The sequence below is a fragment of the Herbaspirillum sp. 1130 genome (genome assembly GCF_017833835.1).
In the GTDB taxonomy this organism is placed as follows: domain Bacteria; phylum Pseudomonadota; class Gammaproteobacteria; order Burkholderiales; family Burkholderiaceae_D; genus Herbaspirillum; species Herbaspirillum huttiense.
In genome coordinates this window covers 791,868-814,454 of sequence record NZ_JAFICQ010000001.1, presented here as the reverse complement: position 1 = coordinate 814,454, position 22,587 = coordinate 791,868, and the positions used below count along the sequence as shown (strand labels likewise).

General features: G+C 65.7%; 19 protein-coding genes. 5 read left to right on the top strand and 14 right to left on the bottom strand.

Annotated features, from left to right (window positions below):
• Window positions 1-48: 48 nt before the first annotated feature.
• The gene (locus JOD78_RS03555) at window positions 49-1,281 is read right to left on the bottom strand and encodes a HipA domain-containing protein (RefSeq protein WP_209569761.1); all 1,233 of its coding nucleotides are present in this window, start codon (window positions 1,279-1,281) and stop codon (window positions 49-51) included.
• Window position 1,282: 1 nt separating this feature from the next.
• Complete coding sequence (locus tag JOD78_RS03550; protein ID WP_134136366.1) at window positions 1,283-1,588, bottom strand: helix-turn-helix domain-containing protein; 306 nt, start codon at window positions 1,586-1,588, stop codon at window positions 1,283-1,285.
• A 144-nt stretch (window positions 1,589-1,732) separates the two neighbouring features.
• Here JOD78_RS03550 and JOD78_RS03545 point away from each other — a divergent pair, with 144 nt between their 5' ends.
• The 4 genes from JOD78_RS03545 to JOD78_RS03530 all read left to right on the top strand — a co-directional run bounded on the left by JOD78_RS03545 (window position 1,733) and on the right by JOD78_RS03530 (window position 6,386).
• Complete coding sequence (locus tag JOD78_RS03545) at window positions 1,733-2,257, top strand: sigma-70 family RNA polymerase sigma factor (RefSeq protein ID WP_209569763.1); 525 nt, start codon at window positions 1,733-1,735, stop codon at window positions 2,255-2,257.
• A gap of 18 nt (window positions 2,258-2,275) precedes the next feature.
• Window positions 2,276-3,310: a FecR family protein gene (locus JOD78_RS03540; RefSeq protein WP_209569765.1), complete on the top strand. Its 1,035-nt coding sequence runs from the start codon at window positions 2,276-2,278 to the stop codon at window positions 3,308-3,310.
• 64 nt (window positions 3,311-3,374) lie between these two features.
• On the top strand, window positions 3,375-5,828 hold the full coding sequence (locus JOD78_RS03535) for a TonB-dependent siderophore receptor (RefSeq protein ID WP_209569767.1): 2,454 nt from the start codon (window positions 3,375-3,377) through the stop codon (window positions 5,826-5,828).
• A gap of 24 nt (window positions 5,829-5,852) precedes the next feature.
• Complete coding sequence (locus tag JOD78_RS03530) at window positions 5,853-6,386, top strand: RNA polymerase factor sigma-70 (protein WP_209569769.1); 534 nt, start codon at window positions 5,853-5,855, stop codon at window positions 6,384-6,386.
• On the opposite strand, the gene JOD78_RS03525 is transcribed toward JOD78_RS03530, so the two are convergent.
• Both JOD78_RS03525 and JOD78_RS03520 read right to left on the bottom strand, forming a co-directional pair.
• A complete protein-coding gene (locus JOD78_RS03525) occupies window positions 6,319-7,626 on the bottom strand; it encodes a PepSY-associated TM helix domain-containing protein (protein ID WP_209569771.1) in 1,308 nt (435 codons plus the stop codon). The two genes, JOD78_RS03530 and JOD78_RS03525, sit on opposite strands and share 68 nt — an antisense overlap.
• Window positions 7,620-9,860 carry a TonB-dependent siderophore receptor gene (locus JOD78_RS03520; RefSeq protein ID WP_209569773.1) on the bottom strand — a complete coding sequence of 747 codons (2,241 nt, stop codon included), beginning with the start codon at window positions 9,858-9,860 and terminating at the stop codon, window positions 7,620-7,622. Before JOD78_RS03520 ends, JOD78_RS03525 begins: the two co-directional genes overlap by 7 nt.
• Before the next feature lie 260 nt (window positions 9,861-10,120).
• Here JOD78_RS03520 and JOD78_RS03515 point away from each other — a divergent pair, with 260 nt between their 5' ends.
• Entirely contained in the window at window positions 10,121-10,420 is a 300-nt protein-coding gene (locus JOD78_RS03515; RefSeq protein WP_039785778.1) for a hypothetical protein, read from the top strand.
• A 112-nt stretch (window positions 10,421-10,532) separates the two neighbouring features.
• Here the strand turns inward: JOD78_RS03515 and JOD78_RS03510 are convergent, their stop codons facing one another.
• From JOD78_RS03510 to JOD78_RS03465, 10 genes are all read right to left on the bottom strand, one after another.
• On the bottom strand, window positions 10,533-13,187 hold the full coding sequence (locus tag JOD78_RS03510) for an EAL domain-containing protein (RefSeq protein ID WP_209569775.1): 2,655 nt from the start codon (window positions 13,185-13,187) through the stop codon (window positions 10,533-10,535).
• 102 nt (window positions 13,188-13,289) lie between these two features.
• Complete coding sequence (locus JOD78_RS03505; protein WP_121045516.1) at window positions 13,290-14,471, bottom strand: acyl-CoA dehydrogenase family protein; 1,182 nt, start codon at window positions 14,469-14,471, stop codon at window positions 13,290-13,292.
• Window positions 14,472-14,622: 151 nt separating this feature from the next.
• On the bottom strand, window positions 14,623-15,990 hold the full coding sequence (locus JOD78_RS03500) for an LLM class flavin-dependent oxidoreductase (RefSeq protein WP_204726402.1): 1,368 nt from the start codon (window positions 15,988-15,990) through the stop codon (window positions 14,623-14,625).
• Window positions 15,987-16,925, bottom strand: a complete 939-nt coding sequence (locus JOD78_RS03495) for a TauD/TfdA family dioxygenase (protein ID WP_209569777.1) — start codon at window positions 16,923-16,925, stop codon at window positions 15,987-15,989. The genes JOD78_RS03500 and JOD78_RS03495 overlap by 4 nt, the downstream gene beginning before the upstream one ends.
• A 56-nt stretch (window positions 16,926-16,981) precedes the next feature.
• Complete coding sequence (locus JOD78_RS03490) at window positions 16,982-17,566, bottom strand: cytochrome c (RefSeq protein WP_209569779.1); 585 nt, start codon at window positions 17,564-17,566, stop codon at window positions 16,982-16,984.
• Window positions 17,553-18,815, bottom strand: coding sequence for a sulfite dehydrogenase (gene soxC / locus JOD78_RS03485; protein ID WP_209569781.1), 1,263 nt, complete (start codon window positions 18,813-18,815; stop codon window positions 17,553-17,555). The genes JOD78_RS03490 and soxC overlap by 14 nt, the downstream gene beginning before the upstream one ends.
• Entirely contained in the window at window positions 18,812-19,651 is an 840-nt protein-coding gene (locus JOD78_RS03480; protein ID WP_209569784.1) for an ABC transporter ATP-binding protein, read from the bottom strand. Before JOD78_RS03480 ends, soxC begins: the two co-directional genes overlap by 4 nt.
• A gap of 38 nt (window positions 19,652-19,689) precedes the next feature.
• On the bottom strand, window positions 19,690-20,502 hold the full coding sequence (locus JOD78_RS03475; RefSeq protein WP_121045504.1) for an ABC transporter permease: 813 nt from the start codon (window positions 20,500-20,502) through the stop codon (window positions 19,690-19,692).
• Window positions 20,503-20,512: 10 nt separating this feature from the next.
• Window positions 20,513-21,364: an ABC transporter permease gene (locus JOD78_RS03470; protein ID WP_209569786.1), complete on the bottom strand. Its 852-nt coding sequence runs from the start codon at window positions 21,362-21,364 to the stop codon at window positions 20,513-20,515.
• Window positions 21,365-21,367: 3 nt separating this feature from the next.
• The gene (locus tag JOD78_RS03465; RefSeq protein WP_121045500.1) at window positions 21,368-22,465 is read right to left on the bottom strand and encodes an aliphatic sulfonate ABC transporter substrate-binding protein; all 1,098 of its coding nucleotides are present in this window, start codon (window positions 22,463-22,465) and stop codon (window positions 21,368-21,370) included.
• Window positions 22,466-22,587: the final 122 nt, after the last annotated feature.

Genomic DNA, 22,587 nt, shown 5'->3' with positions numbered 1-22,587 from the left:
GGCACGGACATTACGTTCCGGAGCGCGCGGCGCAGAGCATGGACGCGTTCAACGGCCGGCATCGATGCAGGTCCCCAGCAGCTGAAGATCGGTACGGCTTACCCCGCACTCCGCGAAGAGCGTGCGCCAGCCCGCAACACAAGATCGCACCTCCTCGATGATCGTCCGTGCTTCTTCCGGCGTGAGAAGGAAACGGCGGGATTGCGACAGGGCGTTGATGGTCGTGCTGGCAGCACCATGGTCCCCCACGCCGATGGATTGCGGCAGATAGGCGGCATCCAGATGCGGAAGCAGGTCGAAGGCGGGAGAGAGTCGATAGCGGCCACGCGTATCACGCAGCAGAGCATGATTGCGCATGTGGTCATCAACATTCCCGATCAAGATGTTGAAGACCATCCGGCGGAACAAGGCGTGAGCGTCCCGCACGGCATAATCGTCCAGCGGACGAAGGGCTTCGGCGATACCGGCATAGGAGTAACGGGTTCGAAGGAGCCCGGGGTCTACCTGGTCGATGTCGATGAGGCTGTTGGCGCTGAGATAATGAAGACGGCGTCCATCGTCCGTGCGGTCGAATCGGGTCAGCAAAAGCAGAGAACGGCTCCCCAATGTCACGAGTTCAAAGTCGGGTACGTCGATGCCGGCCTGGTGCGCCAGACGCAGTGTGGCGTATTCAACCGTCGGAACGTCGAATCGATCGTCGAGGCGGCTGAACTTGACGATGGCCTCCCGGCCTTCATGCAGCACCACGGTCTTTGGCCGGACACCGCCAAGGCTGGCACCGGGAAAGAACAGGCGCAGTGCTTCCTCATCCAATTCGCTATCCGGGTCACCCGTCAGGGCCTCGATCGCATGGGTCTGCCGCTCGTCCAGTCTCGACAACGGCTCGGGCCGGTTACCGGGCACGGGTACCACCGAATGGTGTTCGGAGAATCCCAGGCAGCCCGATCCGAAATGCCAGCAGTGGATGAACCAGTCTACCGGCGTCTCGGGCTGTGGGCGGCCGTACTGGCGATTGATGCTGGCGGTCAGGCGCACACCCCAGGCGTTTGGTCCGGCATCGGAGAGCACGCCGAAGGAGCCATCACGGCGTCGGCGCACTGTATGCAAGTCAGTCTGGAGCGGTAAGTGAACCGGGTCGAGCGAGAACGCGTCAGGGTGTGCAACGTAGTGCTTGCCGTAGCCCAGCCTGCCGTCGCCGTTGGCGTCGAGCGCGAAACCGGCCACCGGGCGGGGCGCTTCCGGATTGGAGCAATCGAAGACAGTACAGGCTGTTTGCCGCATGTCAGAAGTCCTGATCGACTATTGGCGACGGCGCATCGCGCAAGTGCCGCGGAGTTTCCGGGCGGTTGACCAGCAATTCGACATCCGATAGCTCTTGCAAGGCTTCCAGTACGGCGAGGAAGCCGCCAATGGAAACGCCCGGGTCACCCAACTCCAGTCTGCCCAAGGTCGAGCGGTGGATGCGGGTGATCTGTTCCAATTGCGACAACGACAATTTGCGCGCTTTGCGCGCGCGCCGGATTCGCAGTCCAAGCTGGGTCAGCGTGTCGTGTACTGTCGCAGTAAGGAAATCCGATTTATGGCGCATAAATGCATCATGCAGAGAATAATGATGTAGTTATACAGCATTAAAACATCCATCGCAACGCAGCGTACCTTTCCCACCGTTGTCAAACTTCATATCCGCCGCTAAAATGAGAATTATTATTATTTAGAGACTACCGACTCCCTCATGCCCGTCCCGCACCCCGCCGACGCCCAGCACATCGACTCGCTCTACCGCGAGCATCATGGCTGGCTGCAGCAGTGGCTGCGACGCAAGCTGGGCAGCAGCAGCGATGCGGCCGACCTGGCCCAGGATACCTTCCTGCGGGTGCTGGGCAAGCCGCAAGTGCTGGCTGATGTACGCGAACCGCGCGCCTGGCTGACCCGCATCGCGCAGGGCCTGGTGGTGGACAAGGTCCGGCGCGACGAGGTCGAACGCGCCTGCCTGGAGGCCATCGCCCATCTGCCGGTACCGGAAGTGATCTCGCCCGAGGCCAGGATGCTGCTGGTGGAAGCGCTGGCCACCATCGACGCCATGCTCGAAGGCCTGGGGGCCAAGCCGCGCGAGGCTTTCCTGATGTCCCGGCTGGACGACCTGGGCTATGCCGAGATCGCCCGGCGCATGGGTGTCTCGCTGAGCAGCGTCGAAAAATACATGGCGGCCGCCATCCGCCATTGCTACCTGATGCGGCAAGCCTGGCAAGCCCGCTGAAGCGCATCCTTCACGCTGATGTCCGCCAATCCAATGCCTTCGGCCCCACCTGATCCGGTCCTGGAACAAGCCATCGCCTGGCTGGTTCAGCTGCGGGCGCAGCCCTCCGGTGTGGCGCCGGATCCCGCCTTGCAAGCCCGCATCGATGCCTGGCGCGCGGCAGATGGCCGTCATGAAAGCGTGTGGTCCGAGCTGATGGCCTCAGAAGCCCAATTTCAGCGGCTGGTGGCCTTGCCGGTCGCCCCTGCGCAATGGCAGCAGCCGCTCTCGGCGCTGAACCGCTCGCGCAGCCGCCGCCAGTCGCGTCGTCGCTGGCTGGGCGGGGTGGCTCTGGGCCTGGGCAGCGTAGCCCTGGCTAGCCTGGCCGCACGCCAGGCCGGGCTGTTCGATAGCCTCGCCGGCCAGCGCTACGCCACCGGGACCGGCGACCAGCGCCGCGTGACCCTGGGCGACGGCACGCAACTGGCCCTCAATACCGCGACGGCCGTGCGCCTGCAGTTCAATGCGGAGCAGCGCCTGATCGCGCTGGAACACGGCGAAATCTTCATCGATACCGGGCGCGATGCACTCTCGCCCCGCCATCGCCCCTTCCTGGTCCAGACCGCCCAGGCCCGCCTGCAGGCGCTGGGCACGCGCTTCGCCGTGCGCCAGCAAGAGGGCGTGACCCGCCTGAGCGTGCTGGAAGGGCGGGTGGCCGTGGACCCGGGGCAGGGCACGCGCACCGTGATCGTCCCCGGCGAAACGGTGGAGATCGATACGCGCGGCGAGCTGCGGCGGCAGGCCATTCCGGCGGCCGCCATGGACCCCACGGCCTGGCTCGATGGCTCGCTGGTGGCGCGCGACATGCGCCTGGGTGATGTACTGGCCGAGATGGCACGCTATCGCCACGGATGGCTGGTCTGCGAGGACGCCGTGGCATCCCTGAAGGTGTCGGGCGTGTTCCAGCTGCGCGATGGCGATGCAGCGCTGGAATCGCTGGCGCAAGCGCTGCCGGTGCGCATCGAACAGCGTACCCGCTTCTGGGTCCGGGTGACGGCGCTAAACAGCCGATAAGAATTTTCTGGCAGGGATTGCGGGTTTTGGGGGCCTGCTTCGGCATACCTCATGAAACCAGTGAATGTTCTTGTCATTTTCCATGCCCGCCTTCATCCCGCCGCGACTGCACGCTGACCGTCTGCGCCGCCCCTGCCTCGTGCTCGGGCTGCTGCTGGCCTGTGCCGTGCCGGGCTTCGGCGGATTCGCCTGGGCGCAGGAGGCGAGGGCAGTGCATCGCCATTACCAGCTCGCTGCCGGACCGCTGGACGAAGCCCTGAACCGGTTCGCGCGTCTGGCTGGCATCACGCTCTCCTATGCGCCGGACATGGTGCAGGGCCGAACTGCCCCCGCCCTCGACGCCGATCTGGCGGTGGAAGATGCCCTCGCGCAGCTGCTGGCCGGATCCGGCCTGCGGGCCGTGCGCACCCCGGGCGGCGGCTATGGCCTGCAATGGCAGGGGCCGGCGCGCTCCGGCAATGACCTCATCCCCGAGCAGGGCCAACGCCTGAAACAGGTCGTCATCATCGGCCGTCCCGACCCTGTGGCGATGCACGAGGGGCAGCCAGACTACGCCGCCACCCACGGCCAGACTGCAACCCGCACCGCCACACCGCTGCTGGAGATCCCGCAATCGCTCTCGGTCGTCACGCGTGAGGAAATGGACGCACGCGGAGCCGCCAGCGTCATGGACGCGCTGCGCTACCTGCCGGGGGCCAACACCCAGACCCATGGCGTGGATCCGCGTGGCTACGACTATTTCAACCTGCGCGGCTTCATCAATGCGCAGAACACCAGCAACTACCTCAACGGCCTGCGCCAGCTGGTGGCGGGCTTCGGCATGTTCCGCACTGAAGCCTATGGACTGGAGCGGGTCGAAGTGCTGCGCGGTGCGGCCTCGGCCACCATTGGCCAGGCCGATCCGGGCGGGGTGGTCAACCGCATCAGCAAACTGGCCGGCGCGGAGTCGCCCGATGAACTGGTGCTGTCGGCGGGAACGTTCAACACGCGCCAGCTGGCCGCCGACCTCAGCGGCACGCTGGCTGAGGATGGGCAGGCGCAGGCGCGTCTCGTGGCGCTGGTGCGAGAGAGCGATACCCAGTTCCGTTACGGCAATGGCCGCGCCGTGGAGAACGACCGCCTGTATCTGGCCCCCTCGCTCAAGCTGCGCCTGGGCAGCGACACCAGCCTCATCTTGCTGGCCGACTACCTCAAGGACCGCAACGGCAGCAGCCGCTGGACCGCCGTCAATGCCGACGGCAGCCTCACCCACACGCTGGTAGGCGATCCCGGCATCGACCGCCAGCGCGGCGAGCAATGGTCGCTGGGCTGGCAACTGGCGCATCGTCTGGATGAGCGCTGGCAGCTGCTGCAGGATTTCCGCCAGGCCGGCTTGCGGTCCCAGTATTCGGTCCTCAATCCGGTCAGTCTCAGTGGCAGCGTGCTCACCCGCATGGCGGCACGCTACGACACGCAACTGCAAAGCAGCCAGCTCGATACGCGCCTGCAGGGCCAGTTGCAGCAGGGTGACGCTGAACACACCGTGGTGCTGGGCCTGGACCTGACTCGCCTGCATCAGGACGAGCAACGTTATCGCGGCAGCGCACCCAGTCTGGACCTGGACGCACCGGTGTATGGCGTGCCCATCGCCATGGCCTCGCAACTGGTCGCGCGCTTGCAGGAGGACATGCAGCAGACCGGGCTCTACGTGCAGGACCAGATTCGTGACGGCTCACTGGTCTGGACGCTGGGCAGCCGCTACGACCGCGTCACCGACACCACCCGCAACCTGAGCACGGCAGTGCGCACCGACACGCGCGCCCATGCGCTCAGTCATCGCGCCGGTGTGTCGTGGAAGCTGATGTCGTCGCTGGTGCCGTATCTGAGCGTGAGCACGTCCTTCCTGCCGCAGCCTGGGCAGGATGTGGCGGGCCGGCCGTTCTCCCCCAGCCACGGACGTCAGATCGAAGCCGGCATCAAGTTCCAGCCCGAGGCGGGGCGGGCGCTCTACACCGCTGCGCTGTTCCAGACCACCAAGGATCACGTCCTCACCAGCGATCCGCAGAACGCCAATTTCTCGGTCGACCAGAGCCAGGTACGCTCGCGCGGCCTGGAGCTGGAAGCGCGCGGTGCACTCTCGCCGGGTCTGAACCTGCTGGCGGCCTACACCTGGACGCAGGCCATCAATACGGCCCATGCCGATCCGGCGTTGGTCGGCAAGACGCCGATGCTGGTGCCGCGCCATGCCGCCAGCCTGTGGCTGGACTACACGCCGGGCGAAGACTTGCCCGGCCTGGGCGTGGGTGCCGGCGCGCGCTATACGGGGGCCAGTTACGCCAATGCCGACAACAGCGTGCGCAACGCCGCCACGGTGCTGCTCGACGCGATGTTGCGGCTGGACCAGGGCCATTGGCGCTATGCCCTCAACGTCAGCAACCTGGCCAATCGCCGCAGCACGTCCTGCCTGGCCGAGCCGACGCTGACCTGTTTCTGGGCCGAGGAGCGCACCGCCGTGCTCAGTGCCCGCTATCGCTGGTAGCACTTCACGAGGAGACCCGGACGCATGCATCACGCCACCGCCGCCACCCCCACCGGCCTGCAACAGCACTTCATCGGCCAGCGCCAGCGCTTGCGCGAGGCGGCCCAGCGCATTCTGGGATGTCCGCATCGCGCCGATGACGTGGTGCAGGATGCCTATCTCAAGATCCGTGAAGTGCAGGAACAGGAAAACTGCGCCATCCGCCAGCCGCAGGCCTACCTGATGCGCATCGTGCGCAACCTGGCGATCGATCGTCATCGCCGCTGCCGTTTTGAAAGCGATGTCTTTGCCGAGGAAGAAGCCGGCGAAGACATCCACGAAGAAGCGCAGGGTCCCGAGGCCATCGCCATTGGCCGCCAGACCCTGGCACTGGTGAGCCAGGCGCTGGACGGCTTGCCTGCCCGTACCCGGCGGGCCTTCGAGCTGTATCGCCTGACCGGACTGAGCCAGCGCGAGATCGCAACCGAACTGGGCATCTCGGTCACGCTGGTCAATTTCCTGATCCGCGATGCCCAGGCAAGCTGCCGCCAGTGCCTCGCGCTGACACCGCCGCCCTGACCGGACGTGGAGCGCGCGCTGCGCGTTTCTTCCACCAGATGACGATGCCGGTCACGGTGAGCACGCTCACCAGCACGCCCAGCACGGCCAGGAAGATGCGCCATGGCAGGCCGAACACCTGGCCCATGTGCAGTGCGCCGATCCAGTTGCTGAAAGTATTGCCGCTGCGGTCGCCCTGCGGCAGCCAGTGGCCACGGATATCGCCGGTGGCGGGGTCGATCAGCAAGCCGGTATTGCCGGCGTCGCTGCGGATGTCTGCATTGCTGTGGACCATGTATGCATACAAGCCCCTGCGACGATCCATACTCAGTTTTTCCTCGAAGTCGACGGTCAGGCCACGTTCCTGCGCGAAGCGCGCCATGGCCGCACGTGCCATGGCATGGGCCTGCGGCCATTCCAGCGGCGGCTGCGCCAGCGGCTTGGGCAGTGGCGGTCGGCCGCGCCAGCTGGTATCGAAGGGCAGGATCTGCGACATCACCGGCAGATAGATCTGGTCGCGCAGGTTGAACATCACGCTGGACCATGCGATCAGCAACAACATCACCCATAGCCACAGGCCGCAGGCACGATGCAGATCGAGATTGACGCGATAGAAACCGGCCTGCCACTTGATGAGCCAGGCCGGTTTCCATTTCACCAGGAAGGGCCGCGCGCGCGGCCAGGTGAGGATCATGCCGACGAAGCAGTCGAGGGTCCATAGCAGCGCCACGATGCCCATCAGCAGCGCGCCCGGCACGCGCGGCAGGGCCATCGAATGATGCACCTTGAACAGGAAGGGCATCAGCTGCGCGGGCCGCAGGCTGATCGCGTTGCGGTCGCGCACGCCCTGCACCGTGCCATCGTAGGGATTGGCAAAGACTTCGTCATAACTGAGCCGATAGGGCTTGCCGCTGGCCGGATCCAGCGCCGGTTCCGCGATGAAGCGCACCGTGCGCCCCGGTTGCGGATGCAGGATCAACTGGTTCACCTGTGCCTGCGGTCCCAGCGCCCGTTCCACCCGTGCGCGCAACTGGTAAGGATCGAGCATCGCAGTGGCCGCCTGGCCCGGCGCCGGCTGCGCCAGGTGCAGCTCGGGTGCCAGCCAGGTATCGAGCTCCTCTTCGAAACTCAGGAGGCTGCCGGTGAGGCAGGCCGCCAGCAGGAACAAGGCGATGGCCAGCCCGGTCCATCGATGCAGCAGGACCAGGTGGTGGCGGCGTGGCGCAAAGCGGCACAGCCAGGCGGACAGCGTGCTTACCATCGCGTGGTCAACTGCACGAGACCGGTGCGGCGCGCGCCATACTCGCAGAGTTCAGAGCAGAAGGCGTAGACCCGATCAGTCACGTTGTTGAGCTTGAAGGCCAGCTCGAAGTTGCGCCAGTCCGCATTGATGCGGCCCAGGTCCAGGCGCGCGCCGAAGTCCAGCAGCGTGACCGAAGGCACCTCGAAGGTGTTGAGCGCATTGCCGTAGGAACGCCCGATGTAGCGCACGCCTGCCGACACATGCGCACCGGCCAGCGCGCCGCGCTGGAAGGCATAGTCCGCCAGCACGCCTGCATTGTGTCTGGCCGCGCCGGGCAAGGCCTTGCCCTCGGTGTTGGTGCTGCTGCTGGTGGCATTGTTGCTGGTGACCTTGGCGTTGGTATAGCTGTAGCTGGAGGTCAGGCTCAGGCCCTCGTTGAGGGACAGCTTGCCTTCCAGTTCCACGCCCTTGGAGCGGGCCGCACCGGTCTGCACCGAGTAGCCGGCATGGGCCAGGTCGGTGGTCGCCACGTTCTGGCGTCGCAGGTCGAATACCGCCAGCGTGAAGAGCGCATTGGTATTGACGGGTGCGTATTTCACGCCGGCTTCATATTGCTTGGCGCGTTCAGGCTTGAGCATGTCGCCGCCGAAACTGGTGCCGGTGGTGGGCGTGAAGGATTCGGTGTAGCTCAGGTAGGGCGAGACGCCATTGGCCAACTCATGCACCAGCCCCAGGTTGCGCGTGTTGGCGCGGTCGCTGCGCTCGGTCCGGGTGCGCGCGATGGCATTGCTGACGGTCTGTTGCGAGCGGTCGTGGCGGATGCCGGCGGAGACAAACCAGCGTTCGGCGATCTTCAGCTGGTCCTGCAGATAGAAGCCCAGTTGGTCATCCACGGTGCGCAGATTGTAGTTCTCGGATACGGCGGGCAGATTGCCGTAGCTGGTCGTGTAAAGATTGGAGAGCACATAACCGGCCAGCGTATTGGGACTGACATAACCGCGTACCGTGCCTGCGGTGTGATGGAAGTCCACCCCCATCAACACCTTGTGCTGCACGGCACCGGTGCTGAAGTCGGCCTGCAGCTGGTTGTCGGCGGTGAAGGTATCGGACTCGGTACCCAGTCGCCAGCGCTGCAGGGCGGCGGTCGCCGACTGCGTGGCCGGATAGAAGGCGGCGAAGCGCATGCTGTTGCGGGTGCCGTTGTAATCCGTATAGCGCAGGTTCTGGCGGAAACTCCACACCTCGTTGAACTGATGCGAAAACTGCGAGCTGAGCGACCAGTTCTCGTAGCGCTCACTGTTGTCGGCGCTGCGGCCCACAGCCGTGCTGGTCGGGATCTGCCCGTTGGGATTGGCCGTGACCGTGCCGCTGGCCGGGAAGACGTTGTTGGACAGGCCTTCGCTGCGCTGGTATTCGAAGCGGCCGGTCCATTCGGTGCGGTCGGACGGACGCCAGGTGATGGCCGGTGCCAGGAACAGGCGGCGATCGACGGTGCCATCGACCTGGGTCCCGGCGTCGCGCGCCAGCCCGGTGATGCGATAGGACCAGACCCCGCCTTCATCGAGCGCGCCACCGAAGTCGGCGGCCACCTGCTTGCGATCAAAACTGCCGGCCTGCAGCTGCAGTTCACGCAGGGTAGTGGTGGTCGGTTTCTTGGAGACCACGTTGATCAGACCGCCCGGCGCGTTCTGCCCGAACATCACCGAAGCCGGTCCATGCAGCAGCTCGATGCGTTCCAGTCCGTAGGGTTCCGGCGCGTAGCGGCTGTAGCTGGCGTTGGAGGCGGTGAGCGTGCCGTCGCGATAGAGCGAGCCACCATTGTTGATGGGGAAGCCGCGCAGCAGCGAGGCCGTTTCGGAAATGGCGAAGGCGCCATTGGAGACCTGGATGCCGCTGCTGTAGCCCAGTGCCTCCGAGACGGAACGCGCCTGCTGGGTGGCGATCTGGTCGGCCGTGACGACCGAGATCGATTGCGGAGTTTCGGTGATGGGGGTATCAGTCTTGGTCGCGGTGGCGCTGCGCTTGGCGACGAAACCGTGGACCGGGCCGGTGGCCTGTTCTTCCTGGCCGGCGGTGACGGTGACCTGGGGCAGCGTGGCATCGGTGGTGGTCTGCGCCCAGGCGGGGGCGGCGGCGGGCAGGCCCAGCAAGGCCAGGCGCAGCGCCTGCACCATCAGGCGGGGACGGGCCACGGGAGAGGGCAGGAGAGCGCGGGCGTGCGGGGAAGTGCGGCAGGTTTTTCTTGTCGTCATGGTCAGGAGCGTGGTCGCAAAGAGGGATCGCCAGCGGTGCTGGCACGAACCGAAGGGCCCGTTCTCTGGTTGACGAATGAGACGTGTTCTTGTTTAGGACGACAGGCGGCACGATGAAAAAATCATGGCGGCAGATTACGCAAGGCAGGCTTTTCATCGCCCGGGAATGCGCGCTGCTTGTCGATGTTGAAATCAGGAAACGCCTGATGGCGGTGTGGATGGCCACGTCCTATCTTGGTTTGCATAACAAGGAGGGAGACATGTGTACCAATGCCATGAGCATCGCGCGGCGTCATCTGGGCATCATCGTGCGGCTGTGTGAGATGTCGGAACAGGATGAACCGATCGCCGAGCTGGTGCGCGCCACGGTCCGCAACTGCCTGCTGGCCATGCAGACGGCGGGGACCGAACCGATGGAGGCCGCCGAGATTATCGAACAGCTGCTGCAGCATGAACTGGCGGCCTTGCCGGCAGAGCGCGCCAAATGCCGCAAGGTGCTGGAAGCAGCGCACCTGCATGCGGAATACCTGACCATGGCGGAGCGTCGCGCCACCCATTGAATGAGGCAACACGCGCGAATTCAGGGGTGAAATCAAGCCTGAATTCACACCTGAATTCGCGCTTGAATTCGGGCGTTCATTCAAGCGTTCATTCGAGCCGGCAACCCATGCCTCACATCACGTCATCAAACTGTTCCGCAGGCACCGGCCTGCCGAACAGGTAGCCCTGATAGCGCGTACACCCCAGCGCCGCCAGGAACTGCTGCTGCTCGCGGGTTTCCACGCCCTCGGCAATGACTTCCAGCCCCAGCGCATCAGCCAGGGTGATGATGCTCTTGGCGATGGCCACGTCGCTGGGCGCGAAAAGCAATTCGCGCACGAAGGACTGATCGATCTTGAGCTGGTCGATCGGCAGCCGCTTGAGCAGCGACAGCGACGAATATCCCGTCCCGAAATCGTCCAGCGACAGGGCCAGGCCGTGCTGCTTGAGTTCCATCATCTTTTCGATGGTGGCCTGCACATCCTCGACCATGGCGGACTCGGTCAGCTCCAGCTTGAGATGGCAGGGATCGGCACCGGTCGCTTGCAGGGTCTCCAGGATGCACTTCACGAAGTCCGGCTGGCGCACCTGGACAGCACTGACGTTGACGGCAATGACCACCGGTACCCGCCGGCCTTCGCGGTTCCAGCGCACCGACTGCCGGCATGCCTGCTGGAACACCCAGTGACCCAGCGGCAGGATCAATCCCGAGGCTTCGGCCACCGGAATGAAGATGGCCGGCGAGACGCTGCCACGGAAAGGACTGTTCCAGCGCGCCAGCGCTTCCACGCCGATCAGGTTGCCGGCCTGGTCGCGCTGCGGCTGATAGTGCAGCAGGAATTCGCTGCTGCCGATGGCGCGCCGCAGGTCGCTTTCCAGACCGGTGCGGAAATGCAGCGCATGTTCCATCGCCTGGTCAAACAGGCAGCTGGTATTGCGCCCCTTCTGCTTGGCCGCATACATCGCCAGGTCGCCCTGGCGCAACAGGTCTTCGACGCTGGCCCCTTGTCCGTGCATGAGGGCGATGCCGACCGAGCAGGTCGCGAAATGACTGAGTCCGTCCAGGTCGAAGCGCTGCTCCATGGCCGCCACGATGCGCTGTGCGAATCCGCAGGCGCTCTCTTCGATGAGGGCTGGCGAGGCCAGGGGCTGCTGCTGCAGGATCACGAATTCATCACCGCCCAGGCGGGCGACCAGGGCCCCGCCAGCCAGTTCCTGCAGGCGTGCGGCGATCTGGCAGAGCAGGCGGTCGCCGATGGAATGCCCGAGGGCATCGTTGAGATCCTTGAAATTGTCGATGTCGATGAAGAACAGCGCTGAGGGCTGGCCGAGATAGCTGGCGGCGGCGATCTGGTCGAGCAGCAGGCGGCGGTTGGGCAGGCCGGTGAGCGGATCATAGAAGGCCAGTTGCCGGGTTTCGTCCTGCAGGCGCTTCTGGTCGCTGATGTCGATCTGGGTGCCGACGTAGTGCGTGATGTGTCCGGCCGGATCGGCCACGGCGGTCAGGGTCAGCATGGCGCAGAAGGTTTCGCCGTTCTTGCGCCAGACCCGCACCTCTCCCTGCCATTTGCCGTTGCGCTGGACCAGCGTCCATAGCCGGGCGCGAAAATCCTCCTGGTCTTGCTCGCGCTGGCAGGGCGGCATTCCCTCCGCTGGCAGCTCGTGCAGCTGGTAGCCGGTCAGGGCGATGAAGGCGGCATTGGCATCGAGCACGTTGCGCCCGGCATCGAGCACCCAGATCGCCTCGGACGAATGAAAGGCCGCCGCCGCGATGCGCAGCGAGGTCTCGCTCTGCTGCAGCCGTGCCGTACGGCGTGCCACTTCGCGCCGCAGGTAGGCCGCAATCAGCAGGGCACACAGCAGCAAGGCCAGCGCGCCGCACAGCAGCCACCAGACATGGGCGGGCAGGCTGGTATTGCCGCGCCCCCACTTGCGCAGGATCTGGAAATACACGGAATCAGGATCGGCCTGCCATTGGCTGAGCGCGCGGTCGATCGCGGCCAGCACTTCCGGGTCCTCTTGCTTGCCACTGGCAAAGAACAGCTTGACCGGCTGGAACACGATGCTGGTATCGGCCAGATGATAACGATCGGCCAGCATGTCGCCCGCTTGCTGGCTGGCAACGATGCCATCGAGCTCGCCCGCCGCCGCCATCCGGAAACCGCTCTCGACGTTGGGCAGCATGACCAGGTGGACCTTGATGCCGGAGTTGTCGATCAGGTTGCGGAAATAACTGGCCTGCACCGAGTTTTCGAGCAGGCCGATCCGCTTGTCCTTGAGATCGAAGACGGAATTGATCGCCACCGAGCGGCTGCGATAAAGGATGGACCAGCTGTAGAGCGCCGGTATGGAAGGGAACTGGAAGACCTTTTCGCGCTGCTCGGTCCAGGCCACGTCGGGCAGCAGGTCGATCCGGCCCTCCTCAAGCTGCTTCAGGCAGGCCTGCCACTCACAGGGGGCGAAGCGCAATTGCCAGTGCTCGCGCTCGGCAATGAGCCGGATCAGGTCGATGTGCAGGCCGCTGGCCGTCCCTTCGCCGTCGAAGAAGATCTTGGGGGGATTCTGATAGACGCCGACGGTCAACAGCTTGGCAGGTGCGCCTGGCGGCTGGGCGTGCGCAGTCATGCAGACGCTGCCAGCGGCCAACAGGCCCAGCAGTGCGAGCCGTTTCAGCAGACATGGCCACGAACGGCGAAGCCGCCACGCGTTGCCGCTGGACGGCTTGCCCTGTTGACCGCTGGCCGGTTTCTCCCCTGTCGCAGCCAGAGTGGGTGCTGGTTGATTCATGCTGCCCGCGCCTGTCCCTGATTTGGTTTTTTGTCTACTTTATAGGACAACTAACCAAATGAAAACCCTGGCGGGCGCAGGGTATTACGGGCAGGGTCAGGCTCAGAAGAAGCCTTGCGTGGGCAGCCGGACCTGGTTCACGCTCAGGTTGCCCAGCGCATAGGCCTTGTGCGAGGTCGGGTTGTGGGTGGAGATGGTGCGGATATTGCGCCAGTGGCGATCCAGGTTGAACTGCGCGAGCGTGGCCGAGGCCCCGGCGATATCGAACAGCGCCGTGGCGGCGTGATGGGCGATGCGGTCCACCGTGATCTTGGCGCGGGCGGCGGCAGCGGCCGCATCTTGCAGGCGATCATCGGCGTCAGACGCATTGGCCTTCAGGGCGGCATAGGCGCGGTCGGCTTCAGCGGCCGCGGCCAGCACCACGGCGCGGGTGGCGAAGGCATCGGCATCGCGTTCGCCCAGGGCGGTCAGGAGGATGGGATCCTGCGCAGCCGAGGGCGTAGGCGCGTAGTAGTAATTGCGCTTGCGCTTGCCCAGCAGGGCGGCACCGTCACGGGCAACGGCGCTGACCACGCCGGCGATCACCGAGGTCAGGAAGAGCTGGGCGATGGTCGAGCCGAAGACGGCCTGGCGCGCCGGTACCTGATCCGGCAGGACCACTTCGTCGGCGGCCACCACCACGTTTTCGAAGACGGTCGTACCACTGCCGGTGAGGCGCTGGCCCATGCCGAACCAGTCGTCGACAGTCTGCACGCCTTCACGCTGGCGCGGCAGCAGCACGACGGCGCGGCGGCCATCCTCGACCGACACGGTCACGTGCAGCCAGTCGGCGAAGAGCGAGCCGGTGGAATAGAACTTCTGGCCGTTGAGTACGTAGTGATCGCCCTGGCGCACCAGGCGCGTGGCCAGCGGTGCGTTACCGCCAATCTGGGGCTGGCCCAGTTCGGTGTGGGAAGCGCCGACCAGATCTCCGGCCCGCACGCGCTCGCGCAGGCGCTGCACGCCCGCATGCTGCAGAGGTGCATTGAGCAGGCGTTCGAGGGCGACGTGGTGATTGCGCCAGATGTGGGCGACGTTGGGATCGGCCGCACCCAGCTGGATGGCCGTATCGAGCGTCTCGACGAAGCTCGCGCCGCCACCGCCGTAGTCGGCGTCGAGGCGGCCGGCACCGAAACCGGTGGCCTTGACCTCGGCGATGACGTCAAAGGGTTGTTCGCGCTGGGCGTCGCGCTGGGCAGCGCCGTCGGCGATGCGTTGCAGGAGGTCGGGAGAGATTGTGCTCATGAGGTCGTGTCTGAAGAGGTCCGGGAATCGGCCTTGCAGCGGATGGCAAGGATGAGGACATCATAGGGTCATGCAGCGCCGGACCAAACTGCGAAATTCTTCTTAGCTTGCGCGGGCGGCGCATACCCGCGCAAACCTGTTCCGAACCTTGCTACGCCACCTTGGTCAGCGCGCTATCCGGCCGGCTCGGCCGTTGGTGCGCGGGCCTGGCCAGCCCAAGGTTCTCGCGCAAGGTCCGGCCCTCGTATTCGGTGCGGAACAAACCGCGCCGCCGCAACTCCGGCAGCACCAGCGCAATGAAATCGTCCAGCCCGCCCGGCAAGGTCGGCGGCATGATGTTGAAGCCGTCCGCACCGCCTTGGGTGAACCAGGCCTCCAGCTCATCGACGATGCTCTCCGGTGTGCCATAGAGCGACCAATGTCCGCGCGCCGTCGCCAGGCGCAGGTAAAGCTGGCGCAGCGTCAGCCCCTCGCGCCGTGCCAGTGCCGTGACCAGCTGGAAACGGCTCTTTGACCCGTTGGGCTCGCGCAAATCTTCCGGCAGCGGTCCGTCCAGCGGATAGCCGGACAGGTCGATGCCGCCCAGATGCTGCTGCAGCATCGACAGCCCGACACTGGGATGGATCAGGGATTGCAGTTCTTCATATTTTTCCTGCGCTTCGCTGTGGCTGCGCCCGACCACCGGGAACACGCCCGGCATGATCTTGAGCTGGTCCGGGTCACGGCCATGGCGCGCCATGCGCGACTTGAGGCTGGTGTAGAAGGCCTGGGCATCGGCCAGCGACTGCTGGGCCGTGAAAATCACTTCGGCCGTGCGGGCGGCCAGGTCCTGCCCGGCCTCGGAGGAACCGGCCTGCACGATCACCGGATGGCCCTGCACCGGCCGCGCCACGTTCAGCGGTCCCTTGACCGAGAAATGCTGGCCGTGGTGATGCAGGGTGTGCAGTTTCTCAGGATCGAAGAGCAGGCCGCTCTCGCGGTCGTAGAGGAAGGCATCGTCTTCCCAGCTGTCCCACAGTCCGCGCACCACATCGACGAATTCCTCGGCGCGCTGGTAGCGGGCAGCGTGCTCGGGATGCTTGTCCAGGTTGAAGTTCTGCGCCTCGTGTTCGGACCACGAGGTCACCACGTTCCAGCCTGCGCGGCCGTCGCTGAGATGATCCAGGGAGGCGAACTTGCGGGCCACGTGATAGGGCTCGTTGTAGGTGGTCGAGACGGTGGCGACCAGCCCGATGCGTTCGGTTACCTGTGACAGGGCCGACAGCAGCGTCAAGGGTTCGAAGGAGGCCGCGCGGGCGGTGCGATGCAGGGTCTCCTGGTCATGCGCACGGATGGCCACGCCATCGGCCAGGAACAGCGCATCGAACTTGGCGCGCTCGGCGGCCTGGGCGATCTGCCTGTAGTGGGCGATGTTCTGCCCCGCATCCGGCTGCGCACCCGGATGACGCCAGCCCGCCACGTGATGGCCGGTGGCCATCACGAAGGCCCCCAGCTTGATCTGACGGCGCGGGGTGCTCATGACAGCACCGCCGCCTGCTGCGCCACGCCCTCGGGCGCACGCACCGAATCGGCGGCCTGGCGGCGCACGTTGCGCGAGACGCTCTGGCGGCCGTCCACCGATACCGGCACGTCACCGGCCACGGTCACGCGGCGTACCACGCGATGCTGGTCGCCGTAATCGTTGATGGCGTAATGCTGGGTGGCGCGATTGTCCCAGATGGCGACGTCACCCACGGACCAGCGCCAGCGCACCGTGTTTTCCAGACGGATCACGTAGCTCTCCAGCAGTTGCAGCAGATGGTCCGAGTCGGAGGTCGGATAGCCCAGCAGCTTCTTGACGAAGTGGCCCAGCACCAGCGTGCGTTCCCCGGTCTCCGGATGCACCCGCACCACCGGGTGTTCGGTCTCGTAGAGGGTGGAGGTGAAGATCTCGCGGTAGCGCTTCAGGCCCGCTTCGCTGGTATTGAAGCGCGAGGCGTAGTCGTATTCGTTGGTGTGCAACGCCCACAGCTGGTCGGCCAGTGCGCGCAGCGGCGCCGGCAGGTCCAGGTAGGCCTGTGCGGTATTGGCCCAGACCGTATCGCCGCCTGCGGCCGGGATCACCACCCCGCGCAGGATCGAGGCCTGCGGGTAGGCCAGGTCGAAGGTGACATCGGTGTGCCACGAGTTGGCGCGGCCGCCATGTTCGGAGTCCAGCTCCAGCAGATAGTCGGTGCCGTCGCGCACCGGTACCGTGGGATGCGCCACCAGCTCGCCCCACAGCTTGCCGAAGGCTTCCTGGGCGGCATCGTCCAGATGGTGCTGGCCTCGGAAGAACAGCACCTTGTAGTGCAGCAGCGCCGCCCGCACGGCGGCGAAGGTGACCGCATCGAGCTCGGCCGAGAGGCGGATGTTGCGCACTTCAGCGCCGATGCGGCCGGCGACCGGGTGGATGTCAAGCAGGGTGTCAGACATGGCGAATCTCCTTGTTGGATGGGACTGCGGGCTCTGTGCTGCGGAAAAGAAAATCCTTACTGCGTTGAGGCGGCGGCCGGCGGCGGACAATGCTGGCAGGCTACGTTGCTGGTGTCGGGCCGGGTGTCACCAATGAAGCCGTCGCGGTTGGGCATGCGCACCTGCGGCAGGCTGGCGGCGTCCAGGACCGTGTTGGCCGGGACGATGCCGTTGAGATGCAGCAGGTAGGCCGTCACCGCATAGACCTCATCGGCGCTCAGGCTCTTGGGCGCGTTGTAGGGCATGGCGCGGTTGATGAAATCGAAGACCGTGGTGGCGTACGGCCAGAAGCTGCCGATGGTCTTGAGCGGCTTGGCCGTGGCCAGGCTGCCCTGGCCGCCGACCAGCGCATCGGCCGGATTGCCCTGGCCCTTGTCGCCATGGCAGGCCGCGCAGGTCTGGGCGTAGATCCGCTGGCCCTGTGCCACGCTGCCCCGGCCGGCAGGCAGGCCGCGCCCTTGCGCATCGACATCGATGTTCCAGCGCGCCAGTTGGGCGTCCGACAGCGGCTGGCCCAGGGCGAGGCGTTCGGCCGCGCTGCTGCTGCTGGCCATCGCCATCAGCAGCGCCAGCACCAACCAGGCGCGCTCAGACCTGCACATTGCTGATGATCCCATCGGCGCCTACCTTCCAGCTCTGGATTGCATTGAAGTGATAATTCGATTCCAGTCCACGGGCGTGGACCAATTGCCGTCCGCTCGGCTGCACGTAGCCGGTCTCGTCGATGGCGCGGCTCTGCAGCACGGCAGGCGCACCATCCCAGCGCCAGGGCAGGGTGAAGCGGGTCAGGGCGCGGTCCAGCACCGGCTCCTGCAGGCGCGCCTCCTGCCAGTTGCGCCCGCCGTCCACCGATACATCCACGCGCCGGATGCGCCCGCGCCCGGTCCAGGCCAGTCCGGCGATCTGGTAGAAACCGGGCTCGCGCAGCCGGTGGTCCGGTGCCGGGAAGGTGATGACGGACTTGGTCTCCATCAGGAAAGTGAATTGGCGCGCCGTGCCATCGGGCAGGGAGTCGGTGTATTTCGAGGTCTCCTCGCGGGACATGAAGGGTTCGCGCCCGACCTTGAGCCGGCGCAGCCACTTCACGCTCATGTTGCCTTCGAAGCCAGGCAGGAACAGGCGCAAGGGATAACCGTGTTCGGGCCGCAGGCGCTCCCCGTTCTGCGCATAGACCAGCAGCGCGTCATCGAGCGCCTTGGCCATCGGGATGCTGCGCGTCATGCCGGCCGCATCCGCGCCTTCGGCCAGGATCCAGGCGGCTTGCGGGTCCACGCCTACTTCCTCCAGCAGGACCGATAGCGGCACGCCGGTCCACTCGCAGCAGGACAGCAAGCCATGGCTGAACTGCAGCGAGGCCGTGCCGGGACCTTTCCATTCCCGCCCCGTGTTGCCGGAACACTCCAGGAAATGGATGCGCGACACCGACGGCAGGCGCACCAGCTCGTCCATGGAAAACAGCGTCGGCCGCGCCACCAGCCCATGCACTGCCAGTCGATGTTGGGCTGGATCGATCAGCGGGATGCCGGCGTGATGGCGTTCGAATACCAGGCCGGTCGGGGTGATGATGCCGAACAGGTCCTGCAGCGGCGTCATCGAAGAATTGGCACCGGGGAAGGGCGCTGCACCGCGCGAGCGGCGCACCACCTTGTCCTCGAAGGGAGAGGGCTGGCCGTAGGGATGCCACAGGGCCGGCTCGCCTGGCGTCTTGCTCCATGGGGCCACCTCCAGCGGCTGGGCCTGTCCCGCCAGCGCGCCGGCGGCCGATGCGGTGGAGGCCAGGGCAGCCCCGGCCAGTGCGCCACCGCCCCGCAGGAAACGGCGGCGGTTCTGGTTTTTTACCAATTCCTTCATATCGCGAATTGCCACAGCGCGGCCGGCAGCTGGGGCACAGTCCCGGGATCCGCTTTGAGCGGCGCTTCGGCCAGGCTGGCACTGTCGTGGGAGAACTCGTCCAGGACCTTTTGCTTCACAGCGGCAAAATCCGCCTCGCCACGCGCACGCGGATGCGCCAAATCGACCGGGACGATGCGCCGCACGCGGCCCGGACGCGGTTCCATCACCACCACCTTGTCGCCGAGGTAGACGGCTTCTTCCACATCATGGGTCACCAGGATCATGGTGATACCCTCGGCCTGCCAGACGCGATGCAGCTCCTGCTGCAGGTAGGCGCGGGTCATGGCGTCGAGGGCGCCGAAGGGTTCGTCCAGCAGCAGGATCTCGGGCTTGCTCACCAGCGCACGGGCAATGGCTACGCGCTGGGCCATGCCGCCGGAGAGCTGGTGCGGATAGGATTTCTCGAAGCCCTGCAGACCCACCAGGGCGATGTGCTCGCGCACCGCTTCGCGCTTTTGCGCGGGCGTGCCGGGGGCATTGAGCAGACCCAGTTCGATGTTGCCCTCCACCGTCAGCCAGGGGAACAGACGGTGCTCCTGGAACACGATGCCCCGTTGCAGGCTGGTACCGACGATGCGCTGGCCATCCAGCAGGACCTGGCCCTGGTACTGGTCTTCCAGGCCCACGATCAGGCGCAGCAGGGTGGACTTGCCGCAGCCGCTGGTGCCGACGATGCTGACGAATTCGCCCGGGGCGATGTGCAGGGTCACGTCTTCCAGGACGGCGAGGTCGCCTTCCTTGACTGCGTAGGATTTGCTCAGGTGCTGGATTTCCAGCGTACCGGCTTGCGCCATCTTGACTCCTTGTTGGGAATTTCCGTTCTTGTTCGATCTCAGAATTGCGCCACCGAGCGTCCGCGCCAGGCCAGCAGGCGGCGTTCGAGCCGTGCGGCCAGCCAGTTCAGGGCAAAGCCCACCAGCCCCACCACGATCACGCCGAAGATCACCAGGTCCATCAGGAACAGTTCACGGCCATCGATCATGGTGTTGCCGATGCCCTGGCCCGAGACCAGCAGGTATTCGGCACCCAGCGTGGCCAGCCAGGCGTACACCAGCGCCAAGTGGATGCCCGCCAGGATGGAGGGCGCGGCGGCCGGCAGCACCAGCTTGGTCAGCCACTGGCGGCGCGTGAACTTGAGCACGCGGGCCGCCTCGATCAGTTCGCCGGGCACGCTGCGGATGCCTTCGAAGGTGTTCAACACCACCGGGAAGAAGGCTGCCAGCGAGAGGAAGGCCACCTTGGCGGCATCCCCCAGTCCGAACCACACCGACAACAGCGGAATCCAGGCGAACAGCGAAATCTGCTTCAAGGTATGGAAGGTCGGGCCGATCATTTTTTCGAACAGGCGCGACAAGCCAAAGGCGATCCCGAACACCAGCCCGGCACTGACCCCGATGGCCAGCCCGATCAGGTCGCGCCGCAGGCTGGCGGCCAGGGCGCGGACCAGTTCGCCGCTGGCGACCTGCTGCACGGCGGTGTCCCACACCTTGCCCGGCGGCACCAGCAGCGGCGAATCCGACCAGTGCAGGCGCGCGGCCAGCCACCACAGCAGCACCAGGGCGATGGGCAGCACCCAGCCGCGCAGAAAGGGCGGCACCGGATGGCGGTCGCGCTGATGACGGGTCTTGTTGAAATACGGAATCATGCGCAACTCCTCAGAAGCCGCTACGGCGCCAGCCGAGCAGGACGACTGCGATGCGGGCCAGCAACTGGTCGCCCAGGTAGCCCACCACGCCGACCACGGCCACGGCAGCAATCACCACGTCCAGCTGGAACAGCTGACGGCCGAAGACGATCATGTAGCCCAGCCCCTCCGAGGAGGCCAGCAGTTCCACCACCACCAGCGCCAGCCAGGCATGCGTGAAACCATAGCGCACGCCATTCCAGACCGGCGGCAGCGCGGCCGGGAACACCACCCGCCACAGCAATTGCCAGCGCGAGAACTGCAGCACGCGCGCCACTTCGACATAGCGCGAGGGCACGTTCTCGATGCCCTTGTAGGTGTTGACGGCGATAGGCACCAGCGCAGCCTTGGCGATGAGGATGATCTTGAGCGCTTCATCGATGCCCACCAGCAGCATCAGCAAGGGCAGCCAGCCCAGCACCGGCACCTGGCTGAAGGCCTTGAAGAAGGGATAGGTGTAATCCTTGAACAGCGGCGAGAGCCCCATGGCCACCCCCAGCAGCAGGCCGCCGACGACACCCACGCCGAAGCCGGCCAGCACGCGCAGCAGGCTGATCCACAGGTTGTCCCACAGCTCGCCGGATTGGGCCAGGTCGATGAAGGTGGTGAGCACCGCCTGCGGCGAAGGCAGCACCTGGGGGGCGACCCAGCCGTAATGGGCCGACACGCCCCACAGCAGCAGCAAGCCCAGCGGGAAAGGAAGCGCCAGCCAGGTGCCGGCCCAGCGCCCGAAGAAGGCGCTGTAGGCACTGCGCGCCGGGCCGCTGTTGCTGCGTGCCGGCACGCTGGCGGCGGCCGGAAGAGTGCCGGAGGAATGGGCCATTGCTCAGGCCCCCAGGATCTTGCCGTTGGCCTGGAAGATCGGCCAGTAGGTTTCCAGCTTCAGTTCCTTCAGGGCCGCCTGCAGGTAGCGCTGGTCGATCCACTGGTCCACGTCCACGCGGGCGCGGCTGAGCTTGAAGCGGTAGGCCTGTTCCACCGAATCCTTGTAGCGGGCGATCAGGAAGGGATCGAAATTGGGATTGATGCGCACCCGCAGCGGCTGGCCTTCGTAGTCTTCGCGCCAGTGCTCGTAGGGCGTACCCGCCTTGGCCCAGAGATGCAGTACCTCGTCCCGGTTGACCTCGTCCGAGGCCCACTTGGCGGCCTTGACAAAGGTCCTGACCACGCGCGCGGTCGCCTCCGGATATTGCTGGGCAAACTGTTCCGTCACCAGCACGTGCGACTGGGTGGTGAAGATGGGATTGCCGCCCTTGCTGGAATAGACGATGCGCGCGGCGTTCTTGTCGCGCAGGCGCAGCAGGTTGATGTTGCCGAAGGCGGCGTCGATGTCCTTGGTGGAGAGTGCGGCCAGCGTGGTCGCCTGGTCCAGGTTGATGGAGCGCAGGTCGCGTTCCTGCAGGCCGTTGGCTTCCAGCACGCGGTTGATGGGCAACTGCGCATTGGTGCCCTTGAAGATGGCCACACGCTTGCCGCGCAGGTCCTTCACCGACTGGATGGGCGAGTCCGGCGGCACGGCCAGATAGATGTTGGAACGCACACCGGTGGCCAGCACCAGCTTGGTCTTGAGGCCAGCGGCGCGTGCCACGATGGCCGGCAGGTCGCCCTGGAAGGCGAAGTCCAGCTGCTGGTTGGTCAGCGCCTCATTGACCGCCGGCCCCGCCCCCTTGAAGAAGAACCACTCGACCTTGATGCCGTCGGCCTTGAACTCTTCCTCCACCCATCCCTTGGCATGCGCCACGGCGGCGGAACTGCCCGAGAAAACCGGCGGATTGCCGATGCCCGGCTGCGCTACGCCGATGCGGATGATGGCCGGCTGGCCATTGCCGGTAGCGGCGGCACGTGCGCCGTGCAGCGGCAGGGTCAGCAGCGCGGCGCTGCCAGCCGCGAGTTGTTTGAGGACGCTACGGCGGTCCTGTTGCATGGCGGGTCCTTTCTGGGGGCGGAGGTTGATCGTCGTGGAGGACGAAAGGCGTGCGGCCAGTATAGGAAGGGGGAATTGCGCAGGAAAACGAATGAATTCGTATGACCTTATGCGCTGGCTGG